This window comes from Streptomyces sp. NPDC047061, assembly GCF_040643955.1.
Taxonomy (GTDB): Bacteria; Actinomycetota; Actinomycetes; order Streptomycetales; family Streptomycetaceae; genus Streptomyces.
In genome coordinates this window covers 488,001-503,360 of record NZ_JBEYVI010000002.1, presented here as the reverse complement: position 1 = coordinate 503,360, position 15,360 = coordinate 488,001, and the positions used below count along the sequence as shown (strand labels likewise).

At 71.8% G+C, this 15,360-nt stretch carries 15 protein-coding genes, 1 pseudogene and 1 riboswitch; of the genes and pseudogenes, 6 read left to right on the top strand and 10 right to left on the bottom strand.

Annotation, left to right across the window (positions count from 1 at the left end):
- The first annotated feature begins 64 nt into the window (after positions 1-64).
- Positions 65-1,270: a D-alanyl-D-alanine carboxypeptidase gene (locus ABZ887_RS05790; RefSeq protein ID WP_361283377.1), complete on the top strand. Its 1,206-nt coding sequence runs from the start codon at positions 65-67 to the stop codon at positions 1,268-1,270.
- On the opposite strand, the gene ABZ887_RS05785 is transcribed toward ABZ887_RS05790, so the two are convergent.
- The 4 genes from ABZ887_RS05785 to ABZ887_RS05770 all read right to left on the bottom strand — a co-directional run bounded on the left by ABZ887_RS05785 (position 1,218) and on the right by ABZ887_RS05770 (position 4,058).
- On the bottom strand, positions 1,218-2,123 hold the full coding sequence (locus ABZ887_RS05785; RefSeq protein WP_361283236.1) for a YihY/virulence factor BrkB family protein: 906 nt from the start codon (positions 2,121-2,123) through the stop codon (positions 1,218-1,220). The two genes, ABZ887_RS05790 and ABZ887_RS05785, sit on opposite strands and share 53 nt — an antisense overlap.
- Entirely contained in the window at positions 2,111-2,536 is a 426-nt protein-coding gene (locus tag ABZ887_RS05780) for a GtrA family protein (RefSeq protein WP_361283234.1), read from the bottom strand. The genes ABZ887_RS05785 and ABZ887_RS05780 overlap by 13 nt, the downstream gene beginning before the upstream one ends.
- Positions 2,533-3,477, bottom strand: a complete 945-nt coding sequence (locus tag ABZ887_RS05775; protein ID WP_361283375.1) for a decaprenyl-phosphate phosphoribosyltransferase — start codon at positions 3,475-3,477, stop codon at positions 2,533-2,535. The genes ABZ887_RS05780 and ABZ887_RS05775 overlap by 4 nt, the downstream gene beginning before the upstream one ends.
- An 83-nt stretch (positions 3,478-3,560) precedes the next feature.
- Complete coding sequence (locus tag ABZ887_RS05770) at positions 3,561-4,058, bottom strand: phosphatase PAP2 family protein (protein ID WP_361283232.1); 498 nt, start codon at positions 4,056-4,058, stop codon at positions 3,561-3,563.
- 150 nt (positions 4,059-4,208) lie between these two features.
- Between ABZ887_RS05770 and ABZ887_RS05765 the strand changes: the two genes are divergently transcribed.
- Positions 4,209-5,672 (top strand): FAD-binding oxidoreductase, encoded by a 1,464-nt coding sequence (locus ABZ887_RS05765; protein WP_361283230.1) that lies wholly within the window; start codon positions 4,209-4,211, stop codon positions 5,670-5,672.
- Between the two features lie 15 nt (positions 5,673-5,687).
- Complete coding sequence (locus ABZ887_RS05760; protein ID WP_361283228.1) at positions 5,688-6,443, top strand: decaprenylphospho-beta-D-erythro-pentofuranosid-2-ulose 2-reductase; 756 nt, start codon at positions 5,688-5,690, stop codon at positions 6,441-6,443.
- 97 nt (positions 6,444-6,540) lie between these two features.
- On the opposite strand, the gene ABZ887_RS05755 is transcribed toward ABZ887_RS05760, so the two are convergent.
- From ABZ887_RS05755 to ABZ887_RS05745, 3 genes are all read right to left on the bottom strand, one after another.
- Positions 6,541-7,119, bottom strand: a complete 579-nt coding sequence (locus tag ABZ887_RS05755; RefSeq protein WP_361283226.1) for a 2'-5' RNA ligase family protein — start codon at positions 7,117-7,119, stop codon at positions 6,541-6,543.
- A 140-nt stretch (positions 7,120-7,259) separates the two neighbouring features.
- On the bottom strand, positions 7,260-8,273 hold the full coding sequence (gene trpS / locus ABZ887_RS05750; RefSeq protein ID WP_361283224.1) for a tryptophan--tRNA ligase: 1,014 nt from the start codon (positions 8,271-8,273) through the stop codon (positions 7,260-7,262).
- Positions 8,274-8,391: 118 nt separating this feature from the next.
- Positions 8,392-9,846, bottom strand: coding sequence for a glycine hydroxymethyltransferase (locus tag ABZ887_RS05745; RefSeq protein WP_361283222.1), 1,455 nt, complete (start codon positions 9,844-9,846; stop codon positions 8,392-8,394).
- Between the two features lie 32 nt (positions 9,847-9,878).
- Positions 9,879-9,995, bottom strand: a riboswitch (ZMP/ZTP riboswitch).
- Between the two features lie 104 nt (positions 9,996-10,099).
- Between ABZ887_RS05745 and rocD the strand changes: the two genes are divergently transcribed.
- The gene (rocD, locus tag ABZ887_RS05740) at positions 10,100-11,305 is read left to right on the top strand and encodes an ornithine--oxo-acid transaminase (RefSeq protein WP_361283220.1); all 1,206 of its coding nucleotides are present in this window, start codon (positions 10,100-10,102) and stop codon (positions 11,303-11,305) included.
- A 53-nt stretch (positions 11,306-11,358) separates the two neighbouring features.
- Here rocD and ABZ887_RS05735 read toward each other — a convergent pair whose 3' ends face one another.
- Both ABZ887_RS05735 and ABZ887_RS05730 read right to left on the bottom strand, forming a co-directional pair.
- Positions 11,359-11,760, bottom strand: coding sequence for a hypothetical protein (locus tag ABZ887_RS05735; RefSeq protein ID WP_361283218.1), 402 nt, complete (start codon positions 11,758-11,760; stop codon positions 11,359-11,361).
- Positions 11,757-12,398: a TetR/AcrR family transcriptional regulator gene (locus tag ABZ887_RS05730; RefSeq protein WP_361283216.1), complete on the bottom strand. Its 642-nt coding sequence runs from the start codon at positions 12,396-12,398 to the stop codon at positions 11,757-11,759. Before ABZ887_RS05730 ends, ABZ887_RS05735 begins: the two co-directional genes overlap by 4 nt.
- 392 nt (positions 12,399-12,790) lie before the next feature.
- Here ABZ887_RS05730 and ABZ887_RS05725 point away from each other — a divergent pair.
- Together ABZ887_RS05725 and ABZ887_RS05720 are read left to right on the top strand one after the other, a co-directional pair.
- Positions 12,791-13,729 (top strand): annotated as a pseudogene (locus tag ABZ887_RS05725) (hydrolase); the annotation flags it as partial.
- Positions 13,730-13,845: 116 nt separating this feature from the next.
- Entirely contained in the window at positions 13,846-14,673 is an 828-nt protein-coding gene (locus tag ABZ887_RS05720) for a DMT family transporter (RefSeq protein WP_361283373.1), read from the top strand.
- A gap of 73 nt (positions 14,674-14,746) precedes the next feature.
- Here ABZ887_RS05720 and ABZ887_RS05715 read toward each other — a convergent pair whose 3' ends face one another.
- Positions 14,747-15,271, bottom strand: a complete 525-nt coding sequence (locus ABZ887_RS05715) for a CGNR zinc finger domain-containing protein (protein WP_361283214.1) — start codon at positions 15,269-15,271, stop codon at positions 14,747-14,749.
- Positions 15,272-15,360 lie beyond the last annotated feature (89 nt).

Genomic DNA, 15,360 nt, shown 5'->3' with positions numbered 1-15,360 from the left:
CTCGTCCGTGTCCGCTCCGAAGCCGAAGGCCAGCCGTGTGCTGCTGGTCACCTCCGCCGCCCTGATGTCCCTGTCGCTCACCGCGCCGGCCGCGCTCGCCACGCCGACCCCCTCGACGACTCCGTCGGCCACTCCCCCGGCAGACATGTCGACGGTGGGCGGTACCCGGCTGGGGCAGCCCGGTACCCAGGTGAATTCGGCCGCCGGGGTGCCGGCGCTGCCGAAGGACGTCACGGGGCGTTCCTGGATCGTCTCCGACGCCGAGTCGGGCGAGGTGCTCGCGGCGCACAACGCGCACTGGCGGCTGCCCCCGGCGAGCACCATGAAGATGCTGTTCGCGGACACCGTGCTGCCCCGGTTCCCGAAGTCGACCCCGCACAAGGTGGTGCCGGCCGACCTCGCCGGTATCGGCGCCGGTTCCAGCATGGTCGGGATAAAGGAGGGCCAGACCTACACGGTCCGCGACCTCTGGCTCGGCGTGTTCCTGCGCTCCGGCAACGACGCCGTGCACGTGCTGTCCGCGATGAACGGCGGGGTCGAGCAGACGGTCCGGGACATGCAGGACCACGCCGACGAACTGCAGGCGCTGGACACCCATGTGGTGAGTCCGGACGGCTACGACCAGCCGGGGCAGGTGTCGTCGGCGTACGACCTGTCGCTGTTCGCGCGGTCCGGGCTGCAGAAGAAGGACTTCCGGGAGTACTGCTCGACCGTGCGGGCCAGTTTCCCGGGCGACACGACGAAGAACGCGAAGGGCAAGTCGGTCCGCGGGTCCTTCGAGATCCAGAACACCAACCGGCTGCTGAGCGGTGACACCGACGTCCCGGTGTACCAGGGCATCGCGGGGGTGAAGAACGGCAACACCACCAACGCGGGCGCCACCTTCACCGGGGTCGCCGAGCGCGACGGCCGGGTGCTGCTGGTCACCGTGATGAACCCGGAGAAGAAGGAGCACAACGAGGTCTACAAGGAGACCGCCAAGCTGTTCGACTGGGGTTTCCAGGCGGCCGGCAAGGTGACTCCGGTGGGTGAACTGGTGCCGCCCAAGGGGGCCGTGACCTCCAGTGCCGCGCCGTCCGCCACCGCCGTCGGCAAGGACGACGGCACGAGCTCGAAGCCCGTGGCCGCGGCCTCCGCCGACGGCTCCGGCGGGGTCGGGGTGGCGCTGGGGATCGCGGGCGGGGCGGTGGTGCTGCTGATCGGCGCGGGTTTCCTCGTCAACCGCCGTTGGCCGCTGCCGGATCTGGTGCGCCGACGGACTCGTCCCTGAACTCGGCGGTGGTCTCCTCCGCGGTCCAGGCGGCGGAGTACAGGACGATCCTGGCCGTGAAGTTGATCCACAGCAGCAGGGCCACCGGGACGCCGAACGCCCCGTACATGCTCTTCCCGGCGACACCCTGGATGTAGCCGCTGAGCAGGAGCTTGAGGAGTTCGAAGCCGACCGCGCCGATCAGGGCCGCGACCAGCAGGCGGCGGCGCGGCGGTTCGACGCCGGGCAGCAGGGTGAGGACGTAGAGCAGGAGCAGGAAGTCGGCCGTCACAGCGACGGTGAAGGCGGCGGTGCGGAGCAGGAGGCTGCCCCAGCTGTGTTCGGCGATGCCGAGCTGCCGGGACGTCCAGCCGACCGCCGCCGAGGCGACGGTGGAGACGGCGAGCGTGACGAGCACCGCGCCGCCGAAGCCGATCAGGATCAGCCCGTCCTTGGCCTTGGCCAGGATCGGGTTCTTGTCCATGTCGGGCAGCTCCCACACCGCGCGCAGGCAGTCCCGCATCTGGCCGACCCAGTTGATGCCGGTGAACAGCAGGACCGCACCGGCGATGAGACCGACCGTGCCGGCGTTCTGGACCAGGGAGTGGATGTCCAGCTGGTCGGAGATGCCGGGCACCTGGTCGGCGATCTTGTTCTGGAGTTCCTGCTGCCGGGACTCGCTGAGCGTGGCGGCCCCGATCGCGGCGCCCACGGTCAGCAGCGGGAAGATCGAGATGAAGCTGATGAAGGTCATGGCGGCGGCCAGCCGGGACCACTTCACCCGGTCGAGCCGCTCGTAGGACCGCCACACGTGCGTGGTCATCAGCCAGCCCACGAGGGGGCCGACGACGGGGAGTCTGCTCAGCCAGTCCATGATCCGACTCTGCCCCCTCCGCGGAACACCAATGTACGGGTACCCCAGAAGCGCAGGACCGTGGCCAGCGCCATGCCGACGACCGCGCCGGAGACGGTGTCGGCGCGCTGTGAGGTGAGGCCGAGACCGTAGTGGCTGACGGCGAGGCAGAGCAACTGGACCAGGGCACCGGCGAGGTTCACGGCGACGAAGACGGCGTAGGGGCGCACCCCGCTCGCCCGTGTGTGGCGGTAGGTGCCGCAGGCGTTGCCGAGGTAGGCGACCGTGCAACCCGCCACGAAGGAGAGGGACTTGGCGGTGAGCGGGTCGAGGGCGGCCGGGCCGCGCAGCCAGCTGAAGAGGCCGAGGTCGGCGATGTAGGCGAGCAGCCCGACGACCGCGAAGCCGATCAGCTCGCGCTGCTGGGCGGTCACCAGTGGGTCACGGCGAGGCCGTACATCGCCAGCCAGGCCAGGCCGATCAGGGCGAGGGCGCGGTCGCGCAGGACGACGTCCTCGGGTTCGCCGGCGGTGCCGCGGTCGGCGAAGACGGCGTACCGCAGGATCGCCAGGATGAAGGCGACCATGGACAGCTGGCGCCAGGGCAGCAGGCCGGCGGCGGGCCCGCGGTGGCCCTCCAGCGCCCACAGGCAGTAGGCGAGGACGGCGACCCCGGCGGCCAGCTGCCAGACGAAGCGGAGGTAGCCGGTGGTGTACTCGGTGAGCAGCGCTCGGGTGGCGCCCGCCTTCCCGGCCATCTGCACGGCCTCGGAGTAGCGCTTGGCCGACACCATGAAGAGCGCGCCGAAGCCGGTGGTGATCAGGAACCAGCGGGACAGCGGGATGCCGAGGGCGACCCCGCCGATCATCGCCCGCATCAGGAACCCGGTGGTGACGACGACGAGGTCGACGACGAGGACGTGCTTCAGGGCGACGCAGTACGCCAGTTGCATGCCCAGATACGCGACCAGGAGGACGGGGACCAGGGGCGGGGTCAGCCGGATCGCGAGCAGGGGGCCCAGGACCGCGAGGACGCCGCCCACGACGTAGGCGACGGGGACCGGGACCTGCCCGGCGGCGACCGGGCGGCGGCACTTGACGGGGTGGGCGCGGTCGGCCTCGGCGTCCCGGGCGTCGTTGATCAGGTAGACGGCGGCGGCACAGGCCGTGAAGAGGGCGAAGGTGAGGGCGAGGCGGGCGAGGGCGGGCCCGGAGAACAGCCGGCCGGCGGCGGCCGGGGCGGCGATGACGAGGGTGTTCTTGACCCACTGCTTGGGGCGGGTGGTCCGCAGCAGGCCGCGGAGGACGCCGGGGAGGGTGACGGGGGCCCGGGGTGGCGCGGACGGCCGGGCGGAGTGGGCGCGCTGCTCGTGCAGGGTCGTTTCAGCAACACCCTCGGCGGGACCTTTCGCGGGGGTCGTCCCGGCCACGCCTTCCGCTGCGGCGTGCGCGGTCTCGGTCACGCCGTGCCTCCGCTCATCCAGCGCGCCCCGGCTCGGGCGGTGAGCGCGCCCAGGGCCGCGCCCGCCGCCACGTCCGTCGGGAAGTGCACGCCGACCACCAGCCGGGACAGGCACATGGCGGCCGCGAGGGGGCCGAGGGCGGGCACGCCGAGCGCCCCGAAGGCGACGGCGGCGGCCGCGGCGGAGGTGGCGTGCGAGCTGGGGAAGGAGTGCCCGCCCGCGGTGCGCATCCGGGGCCGGACATGCGCGGGGCGCGCCCGGCGCACGACCCGTTTGACGCCCATGCTGCCCAGGTGCGCGCCCGCGACGAGCGCTGTGCCGCGCAACCAGGCGCCGCGCCGCACGCCGTCCACGGCGGCCCCGGCGAGGCCCGCCGCGAGCCAGAGCGCCCCGTGCTCACCGGCGAGGGAGAGACCGCGCGCGGCCGACGCGACGCGCGGATCGGCACCGCAGGCGTGCAGCGCGGAGAGGATCCGGTGGTCCATGTCGTCCATTGGACTCACTGTTCACCTTCACTCCGCCAAAGCTACGACCATATTGAGCGACATTCCGATAATCACCCGTTTCGGGGAGTCAGGTGATCTTCCGTAACCAATCCCCCATAGCGCTCATAACACCCATACGGCAGCGATACGGTCGCCCTTATGCCCGTCACACCCGGAAGGCCTGAAGGTCCCGCAGGTCCCGCAGGTCCCGCAGATCCCGCAGGCCCCGTAGACCCCGCAGGTCCCGCTGGCCCCGCAGGTCCCGCCGCGCCCGAGACCACCGTCTCCGTCACCGGCTGGGGCCGCACCGCACCCACCGCCGCCCGTCTGATCCGTCCCCGCACCTACCAGGAGGCAGCGAACGCGATCCGGACCTGCGGGGCGCGCGGCGGTATCGCGCGGGGTCTCGGGCGGGCCTACGGTGACGCCGCGCAGAACGCCGGCGGTGCCGTGCTCGACATGACGGGCCTCGACCGCATCCACGCCGTCGACGCCGACGGCGGCACCGTGCTGTGCGACGCCGGGGTCTCGTTGCACCGCCTGATGGAGGTGCTGCTGCCGCTCGGCTGGTTCGTCCCGGTGACCCCGGGGACCCGCCAGGTGACGGTGGGCGGCGCGATCGGCGCCGACATCCACGGCAAGAACCACCATGTCTCGGGATCGTTCTCCCGTCACGTGCTGTCCTTCGAACTCCTCACCGCCGACGGCCAGGTCCGCACGGTGAGCCGCGGCACCCCGCTGTTCGACGCGACGGCCGGCGGCATGGGTCTGACCGGAGTGATCCTCACGGCGACCGTCCGCCTCCTCCCCGTCGAGACGTCGTACATGCGCGTCGACACCGAACGCGCCACCGACCTCGACGACCTGATGGCCCGGCTGACCGCCACCGACCACCGCTACCGCTACTCGGTCGCCTGGATCGACCTGCTCGCGCGCGGGGCGGCGACCGGGCGCGCGGTGCTCACCCGCGGCGACCACGCACCCCGGGAGGCGCTCGGCGCACGCACCCGCGCCGGGCGCGCCCCCCTCGCCTTCCGCCCCCGCAGCCTCCCGCCCGCCCCCGCCTTCGTCCCCGACGGCCTCCTGGGCCGCACCACCGTCGGCCTCTTCAACGAACTCTGGTACCGCAAGGCGCCCCGCGCCCGGGTCGGCCAACTCCAGCCCGTCTCCGCGTTCTTCCACCCCCTCGACGGCGTCCCGCACTGGAACCGCGTCTACGGCCGGGCCGGCTTCGTCCAGTACCAGTTCGCCGTCGGACACGGCCGGGAGGACGCCCTGCGCCGGATCGTGGCCCGGATCTCCGAGCGCCGCTGCCCGTCCTTCCTGGCCGTCCTCAAACGCTTCGGCGACGCCGACCCCGGCTGGCTCTCCTTCCCCGTGCCCGGCTGGACCCTCGCCCTCGACATCCCCGCCGCGCTGCCCGGCCTCGCCGCCTTCCTCGACGAACTCGACGAGGAGGTGGCGGGCGCCGGCGGCCGCGTCTACCTCGCCAAGGACGCCCGGCTCCGCCCCGACCTGCTCAGCGCGATGTACCCGCGGCTCCCCGACTTCCGCGCCCTGCGCGCCGAACTGGACCCACGCGGGGTCTTCGTCTCCGACCTGTCCCGCCGTCTCGGTCTCTGAACCTCAGGAGTTGCAGTGAAGGACGCCTTCGGAATGCCCCAGTCCCTGCTCGTCCTCGGCGGTACGTCGGAGATCGCGCTGGCCACCGCACGCCGGCTGATCGCCCGCCGCACCCGCACGGTCTGGCTGGCCGGCCGCCCCTCCACCGCGCTCGAACAGGCCGCCGAGCAGCTGCGCGCCCTGGGACCGGACGTCCACACCGTCGCCTTCGACGCGCTGGACCCCGAGTCCCACGAGACGGCCCTCGGCAAGGTCTTCGCCAACGGCGACATCGACCTGGTCCTGCTCGCCTTCGGCGTCCTCGGCGACCAGGCCACCGACGAACGCGAACCGGTGAACGCCGTGCGCGTCGCCCAGACCAACTACACCGGCGCGGTCTCGGCCGGCCTGGTCAGCGCGAGGGCCTTGCAGGCGCAGGGCCACGGCTCCCTGGTGGTCCTCTCCTCGGTCGCCGGGGAACGGGCCCGCCGCTCCAACTTCATCTACGGCTCCAGCAAGGCGGGCCTGGACGCCTTCGCGCAAGGGCTGGGCGACGCGCTGCACGGGACGGGCGTGCACGTGATGGTCGTACGGCCGGGGTTCGTGCGGTCGAAGATGACGAGGGGCCTGGAGGAAGCACCGCTCGCCACGACCCCGGAGGCGGTCGCGACCGCGATCGAGGTGGGCCTGCGCAGACGCTCGGAGGTGGTGTGGGTACCGGGGGCACTGCGGGTGGTGATGTCGGCGCTACGGCACGCGCCGCGGTCGGTCTTCCGAAGGCTGCCGATCTAGTTCCGGCCGCCGGGGGGCGCCCCCTTGGGGGCGCGGGGCTGTGTTCGATATGCGGCTGCCGCCGCGTGGGCGCGACCAGCCCCCACCGGCCCGCAGACTACCGACTGGCGATGGACCCTCGCTCCACATGCCCCACCTGAGGCGGAACGACAGAGCCCCCGAAGACGAAGTCGCGCAGCTTCCGCCACACCCCGTCCGCCCCCTGCTCGTACAACGCGAACCCCATGCACGGCCACTCGGCCTCGAAGTCCGCCAGCTCGGCGAACGCCCGGTCCATCGCGGCCTCTTCGATCCCGTGGGCGACGGTCACGTGCGGGTGGTACGGGAACTGCAGCTCCCTGGCGAGCGGCCCCGACTCGTCCCGCACCCGTGCCTGCAGCCAGGCGCAGTCCTCGGCCCCCTGGACGACCCTGACGTAGACCACCGGCGACAGCGGCCGGAACGTACCCGTACCGCACAGCCGCATCGGGAACGGCCGGCCGGCCTCGGCGACCTCGCCCAGGTGGGCTTCCACCGCGGCCAGCGCCTCCTCTGCGATCTCCGCCGGAGGCAACAGCGTGACGTGCGTGGGGATGCCGTGGGCCGCGGCGTCGCCGAAGCCCGCGCGCCGCTCCTGGAGCAGGCTGCCATGAGGCTCCGGGACCGCGATCGACACGCCGATCGTTACGGTCCCCACGTCATCTCCCGTCGGTCGTGGTGGGCGGACGCATGTCGGGTTCGTACCCGGGCGTCCGGCTATCGACTGTACGGCCACGGCCGCCTCCCGGGCAGCCGTGGCCGAAGTGATGTGCAGCGCTTCGCTTCGCTCGGTGCTTCTCAGTGCTTCGCGGGCAGGAAACCGACCCTGTCGTAGGCCTGGGCCAGGGTCTCGGCGGCGACGGCGCGGGCCTTCTCCGCGCCCTTGGCGAGGATCGAGTCGAGGGTCTCCGAGTCGTCCAGGTACTGCTGGGTGCGCTCGCGGAACGGGGTGACGAAGTCGACCATGATCTCGGCGAGGTCCGTCTTGAGCGCGCCGTACATCTTCCCCTCGTACTCCTGCTCCAGCTCGGCGATCGACTTGCCGGTGAGGGTGGAGTGGATGGTGAGGAGGTTGGAGACGCCCGGCTTGTTCTCGGCGTCGTAGCGGATGACCGTGTCCGTGTCCGTGACCGCGCTCTTGACCTTCTTCGCGGTCGCCTTCGGGTCGTCGAGGAGGTTGATGAGGCCCTTCGGCGTGGACGCCGACTTGCTCATCTTGATCGACGGGTCCTGGAGGTCGTAGATCTTCGCCGTCTCCTTGAGGATGTACGGCTTCGGGATCGTGAAGGTCTCGCCGAAGCGGCCGTTGAAGCGCTCGGCGAGGTCACGGGTGAGCTCGACGTGCTGGCGCTGGTCCTCGCCGACGGGGACCTCGTTGGCCTGGTAGAGCAGGATGTCGGCGACCTGGAGGATGGGGTACGTGAACAGGCCGACGCTCGCGCGGTCCGTGCCCTGCTTGGCCGCCTTGTCCTTGAACTGGGTCATCCGGCTGGCCTCGCCGAAGCCGGTGAGGCAGTTCATGACCCAGGCGAGCTGGGCGTGCTCGGGGACGTGGCTCTGCACGAAGAGGGTGCAGTGGTCGGGGTCCAGGCCGGCCGCGAGCAGCTGGGCGGCGGCGAGCCGGGTGTTGGCGCGCAGGTCGGCGGGGTCCTGCGGGACCGTGATCGCGTGCAGGTCGACGACCATGTAGAAGGCGTCGTGGGACTCCTGGAGGGCCACCCACTGGCGGACGGCGCCGAGGTAGTTGCCCAGGTGGAACGAGCCGGCGGTGGGCTGGATGCCGGAGAGCACGCGAGGTCGATCTGAGGCCATGCTCACCATTCTCTCAGAGAGCTCGGGTGGTTTCGGTGCGTGGGGAACTGCGGACCGTGGGGGCTGATCGCGCAGTTCCCCGCGCCCCTTCAGGGGCGCTGCCCCTGACCGGCGTCGATCAGCCGAGGTCGATCTCGGGGTACAGCGGGAAGCCGGAGACCAGGTCTGTCGCCCTCTGCGCGATCTCCGTCGAGACCTTCTCGTCCAGGACGTGGGAGGCCTTCGACGGCGCTCCCGACTTCGTCGTGCCCGGTTCGGTCGCCGTCAGGACGCGGTCGATCAGGCCCGCGACCTCGTCCATCTCGGCGGTGCCCAGGCCGCGGGTGGTGAGCGCCGGGGTGCCGATGCGGATGCCGGAGGTGTACCAGGCGCCGTTCGGGTCGGCGGGGATCGCGTTGCGGTTGGTGACGATGCCGGAGTCGAGCAGGGCCGTCTCGGCCTGGCGGCCGGTGAGGCCGTACGACGTCTCGACGTCGATCAGGTTGAGGTGGTTGTCGGTGCCGCCGGTGACCAGCGTGGCGCCCCGGCGCATCAGGCCCTCGGCCAGCGCGCGCGAGTTGTCGACGATGCGCTGGGCGTAGTCCTGGAAGGCGGGCTGCCGGGCCTCGGCGAGGGCGACGGCCTTGGCGGCCATGACGTGCGGGAGCGGGCCGCCGAGGACCATCGGGCAGCCGCGGTCGACCTGGTCCTTGAGGGAGTCGTCGCACAGGACCATGCCGCCGCGCGGGCCGCGCAGCGACTTGTGGGTGGTCGTGGTCACGATCTGGGCGTGCGGGACCGGGTCGAAGTCGCCGGTCAGGACCTTGCCGGCGACGAGGCCCGCGAAGTGCGCCATGTCGACCATCAGGGTCGCGCCGACCTCGTCGGCGATCTCCCGCATGATCCGGAAGTTCACCAGCCGGGGGTACGCGGAGTAGCCCGCGACGAGGATCAGCGGCTTGAAGTCGCGGGCCTGGGCGCGCAGCGCGTCGTAGTCGATCAGGCCGGTGGCCGGGTCGGTGCCGTAGGAGCGCTGGTCGAACATCTTGCCGGAGATGTTGGGGCGGAAGCCGTGGGTGAGGTGGCCGCCGGCGTCCAGGGACATGCCGAGCATCCGCTGGTTGCCGAAGGCCTGCCGCAGCTCGGCCCAGTCGGCCTCGGAGAGGTCGTTGACCTGGCGGGCGCCGGCCTTCGCGAGGAAGGGGACCTCGACGCGGTCGGCGAGGACGGCCCAGAAGGCGACCAGGTTGGCGTCGATGCCGGAGTGCGGCTGGACGTAGGCGTGCTGCGCGCCGAACAGCTCGCGGGCGTGCTCGGCGGCGAGCGCCTCGACGGTGTCGACGTTGCGGCAGCCGGCGTAGAAGCGGCGGCCGACGGTGCCCTCGGCGTACTTGTCGCTGAACCAGTTGCCCATCGCGAGCAGGGTCGCCGGGGAGGCGTAGTTCTCGGAGGCGATCAGCTTGAGCATCTCGCGCTGGTCGGCGACCTCCTGGCCGATGGCGTCCGCGACGCGCGGCTCGACCGCGCGGATCACGTCGAGGGCGGCGCGGTAGGCGGTGGACTCGGTGGACAGGGGCGCAGACGGGTCAGACATTCGGGACCTCCGGACATGGCGTTCGGCATTCACGGTTCGGCCCAGGCGCACGGCACTCGGTCACGACACGGGCCGCTCCCCGATGGTCGGTCCCATCTTCGGGGTCTGCCGTCACGACAGCCCCCTGCGCGCCAGTCACGGCCCGCGGGTCACATTACCGGGCACGCCGGGCCCGAGGGCCGTGGCGTCCACCAGTCGGGCAGGGACAGAGGGTAGGAAAGGGGGCAGTCCGACCGCGTTCCCTGGAGTCGCCGTGACCACTACGGAAGCCCTCATCGCCGCCGCCGACGCGCACGGCGCGCACAACTACCACCCGCTGCCGGTGGTGATCGCGACGGCCGACGGCGCCTGGATGACGGACGTCGAGGGGCGCCGGTACCTGGACTTCCTGGCCGGCTACTCGGCGCTGAACTTCGGGCACGGCCACCCGCGCCTGGTCGCGGCCGCGAAGGCCCAGCTGGAGCGGGTGACGCTGACGTCGCGGGCCTTCCACCACGACCGGTTCGCCGCGTTCTGCACCCAGCTGGCCGAGCTGTGCGGGATGGAGATGGTGCTGCCGATGAACACGGGCGTGGAGGCCGTGGAGACGGCGGTGAAGACCGCCCGGAAGTGGGGGTACCGGGTCAAGGGCGTGCCGGCGGAGATGGCGAAGGTCGTGGTGGCGGGCGGCAACTTCCACGGGCGTACGACGACCGTGATCAGCTTCTCCACGGATCCGGAGGCGCGGGCGGACTTCGGGCCGTACACGCCCGGCTTCGAGATCGTGCCGTACGGGGACCTGACCGCGATGCGGGCCGCGGTGACCGAGAACACCGTCGCGGTGCTGCTGGAGCCGATCCAGGGCGAGTCGGGGGTGATCGTGCCGCCGGAGGGCTATCTGGCGGGGGTGCGGGAACTGACCCGGGAGCGGAACGTGCTCTTCGTCGCCGACGAGATCCAGTCGGGGCTGGGCCGCACCGGGCGGACGTTCGCGTGCGAGCACGAGGGGGTCGTACCGGATGTGTACGTGCTCGGGAAGGCGCTCGGGGGCGGGGTGCTGCCGGTGTCGGCGGTGGTGGCGAGCGCGGACGTGCTCGGGGTGTTCCGGCCCGGGGAGCACGGGTCGACCTTCGGGGGGAATCCGCTGGCCTGTGCGGTGGCGCTGGAGGTGATCGCGATGCTGCGGACCGGGGAGTTCCAGGAGCGGGCGGCCGAGCTGGGCGAGCTGCTGCACCGGCGGCTGGCGGAGATCGCGGGCAGTGGACGGGTGACGGCGGTGCGGGGGCGGGGGCTGTGGGCGGGCGTCGACGTGGATCCGGGGGTGGGCTCGGGGCGGGTGGTCTCGGAGCGGCTGCTGGAGCGGGGAGTGCTGGTGAAGGACACGCACGGGGTGACGGTGCGGGTGGCTCCGCCGCTGGTGGTGGCGGAGGAGGATCTGGAGTGGGGGATCGAGCAGTTGTGGGGGGTGCTGAGCGCCTGACGGAGTCGTGCCCCGCCAATTGCTTGGCGGGGCGCCGCGGAGGGCCGGCGGAGCTACTCGGAGGGGCTCGGCGCGGGGCTGTGCACCGACTGTCGCCGGATCCTGAGGAACAGTGCGGGTCCGGCGACGAGGACGAGCAGGCCGGCGGCCAGCAGGAGCCACGGGTCGAGCAGGCCGTCGGTGCAGCTGCCGGCGTTGGCCGAGGTGGTGCAGTAGGTGCCGGGGCCGTGCCGGTCGAGGTAGGCGAGCAGGAACAGGGGCAGGCTCGCACCCGACAGCAGGCCGGGCAGGCCGCGCCAGGTGTCCCGGCGCGTGGCCAGCGCGACGGTGCCGGCCACGGCGATCGGCAGGATGAAGATCCCGACCGACAGCGCGGTGAGGAGGGCGAGCAGGCAGCAGGCTCCGGTCAGAAGCCATCCGGTGAAGAGCAGCCAGGCGCGTGTGTTGCTGGTCATGCCTTCTTCTTTCGTTTGAAGATGTCGAGAAGGGAGGCGATTTTCCCGGCGCGGTCGAACAGGGCCAGTGCGGGCCCGCGTTCCTCTTCGAGGCCGGCGAGCATCTCCAGGCCCAGGTACAGGGCCACGATCGCGTGGGCGAGTTCCTCGGGGGGCAGCAGCCGAGCGGCGGGCGAGCCCGCGAGGGCCTCGCGGACGCTGTCGGCGGCGAAGGTGCGCCACGGACGGATCCGGGCGGCGACTTCCGGGCGGAGCCCGGGGGTGAACTGGGCGGCGGCGATCATCTCGACGAGCACGGTCACATGCCCCTGGTCCAGGTCCTCGTCGAAGACCGCCCTGGCGGCCCGGACCAGGTCGCCGATGGTCTTGGACTCGTCGACCATGGCCTGGTAGCGGGCGTTGCGCGCGTCGCTGACCGCGTCCAGGGCCGCCAGGTGCAGCTTCGCCACCGAGCCGAAGTGGTAGAAGACCAGCGACTGTTGGCAGTCGGCCCGCCGGGCGATCTCCCGCGCGCTGGCCCCGGCGAAACCCTCCTCGCGCAGTGCGTCGACGGCTGCGGCGACCAACGCCGCCCGCGTCGCCGCCGAGTTGGGACCCCCGGACGGCTCGACCGACCGCTTCCCTCCGGCTCTGGCCACGCTGCACCCCTTCGACTGAGCGATCGGTTTGAGCAACTGCTCAAACGGTAGGGGCGTTCGGAGGCCCCGAACAAGAGACCTAAACCAGCCATGATCGACACCGAGACGCCGGGATGCCGAGGTCGACTTGTCATGCACAGGTAAGAAAATCATGTGAAGTCACCGGGGATCCTGTCGGCGCACCGCATCCCGCCGGTACCGTCCAGCTGTCCGTAGGTGAACGATCAACTGCGGACTCTACGCGCGCAGAACGCTTCCCCTCCGCCAGAACCGCATTTCCCTGTACCCCGGTCCACGTCTCGTTCTACGCGCGCAGAACGACTCTTGACGCACCACCCGCACCACCCGCACCGCCATCCCTCTCGCACCCCCCACCGATGGAGGAATGACAGATGCCCGGCTTCGCCATCCCGCGCCGCAGACTCACCACGGCCCTGGCCGTGCTCGGCCTGCTCACCGCCGGTGCCGCCGTCCAGGCCACCAGCGCCGCGACCCCCGCCCACGCGGCCACCACCTACAAGGTCCTGTTCGACGACGGCCACGCCGAAGAGGCCGGCAACGCGGACTGGATCATCTCCACCAGCAAGCCCGACCCGCTCTCCCAGGACTCCTCCCCGTCCTCGGACAAGGACTGGACCGGCGCGCTGTCCTCGTGGGGCATCGCCCTGCAGAAGACCGGCAACTACAGCCTGAAGACCGCGACGAGCGCCCTCACGTACGGGGGTTCGTCGACCACCGACCTGTCGAAGTTCAACGCGCTCGTACTGCCGGAGCCCAACACCAAGTTCACGACCGCCGAGAAGACCGCGATCATGAACTTCGTGAAGGCCGGCGGCGGTCTGTTCATGATCTCCGACCACACCGGGGCCGACCGCAACAGCGACGGCTACGACGCGGTCGAGATCCTGAACGACCTGATGACCAACAACAGCGTCGACTCGACCGACCCGTTCGGCTTCTCGATCGACTCGCTGAGCATCAGCTCCGGTTACCCGGCCGCCATCAGCGACAGCAGCAACAAGGTCCTGCACGGCTCCTTCGGCACCGTCACCAAGAGCCTGATCGCCAGCGGCACGACCGCCACCCTCAAGCCGTCCGACAACTCCGCGGTCAAGGGGCTGCTGTACCGCAGCGGTTACTCCGGCAACACCGGCGCCTTCTTCGCCACCAGCACCTTCGGCAGCGGGCGGGTCGCGTTCTGGGGCGACAGCTCCCCGATCGACGACGGCACCGGCCAGTCCGGCAACACGCTGTACGACGGCTGGAACGACACCGGCGCCACCAACGCCGCCCTCGCCCTCAACGCCACCGCCTGGCTGGCCGGCGCGAGCTGACGCTGCGCGGACAGGCAAGGAGCGGGTCCGGGGTCGCCCCGGGCCCGCTTCTCTTACTCTCCTCCCGATCACCGCACGCTCCCCTCCCCTACAGTCCCTTTGTGCTCTTCGGAATGGTGTGCGCCCTCGCGGCCGCGATCTGCTTCGGTACGGCGACGGTCCTGCAGGCGATGGCCGCGCGTGCGGCCGGTGACGGCGCCGGCGGGGAGGCCGCGCTGCTGCTGCGGGCCGTGCGGCAGTGGCGGTATGTCGTCGGACTGGGGCTGGACGGGCTCGGGTTCGTGTTCCAGATCCTCGCGCTGCGGTCGCTCCCCATCTACGCGGTGAGCGCGGCCCTCGCGTCGAGCCTCGCCGTGACGGCGGTGGTCGCGGCGCGGCTGCTGCGGGTGCGGCTGAGCGGGGTCGAGTGGGCCGCGGTGGGGGTGGTGTGCGCGGGGCTCGCGATGCTGGGGCTGGCGTCGGGGCCGGAGGGGGACCGGGCCGGGACCATGACGCTGAAGTGGGTGATGCTGGGGACGGCCGTGGGGGTACTGCTCCTCGGCCTGGCCGGCGGGCGGCTGACCGGCAGGGGGCGGGCGCTGGCGCTCGGCCTCGGGGCGGGGTTCGGGTTCGGGGTGGTGGAGGTGTCGGTGCGGCTGATCGACACCCTGCGGCCGGCCGACCTGCTCAGCAACCCCGCGACCTATGCGCTGCTGATCGGGGGCGGCGGTGCCTTCATGCTGCTGACGTCGGCCCTCCAGCGTGGCTCGGTGACCACGGCGACGGCCGGCATGGTCATCGGCGAGACGATCGGCCCGGCGGCGGTGGGGGTGGTGTGGCTCGGGGACCGTACCCGGGAAGGGCTGGCCTGGCTCGCGGTGCTCGGTTTCGCGGTGGCCGTGGCGGGGACGCTGGCGCTGGGCCGGTTCGGGGAGGCGCCGGTCACGGCCGAGGAGGGGTGAGGGGCGAGGGGCGAACCCGTCCAGCCCGTCCGGCCCGTACGGCCCGCCGGGGGCGTCGAGGGCGTCGGGGCCGTCAGTCGGCCACGGCGTCACGGGTGCGCTGGTAGTGGCGTCTCGCCTTCATGCGGTTGCCGCAGACGGCCATGGAGCACCAGCGGGCCTGGTTGGTCCTGCTGCGGTCGACGAGGAACAGCCGGCACTCCGGGTTGGCGCACGGCCGCAGCCGGCCGGGCATCGTCTGCTGCACCGCGCTCCAGGTCATGATCACCTCCGCCGCCATCCTGCGGTCCGCGGGCGCGTCCAGCTGCCATGAGACCCCGGCGGGCGAGAGGTGCGGGCGGGAGATGACGTCTTCCAGGAGCGGGGCCAGGGCGGTGGCGGGCCGGCTGCCGCGTACGACGTCCTGAAGGGTGTCGCGGGCGGCCACGAGAGTGCGGAGTTCGGCCGCGGTTCCGCTGCCGCCGTGCGCCCGTTGCCAGGCCCGGGCCTCCTCCGGATCCGCCAGCCGGTCCTCTGCGACGCCGCTGACCACCGGTGTGCTGTTGAGGAGCGCCAGCAGCAACGCCTCCTGCCGGTCCCGCTGTTCGCGCTGGGCCACCGCCACCCCTCCTAACCGGATCGATTCATTTGACAGGTTACACGAGCAGGCGCACACCTAACCCCTTCACTCGACTTGACAGGTTATAT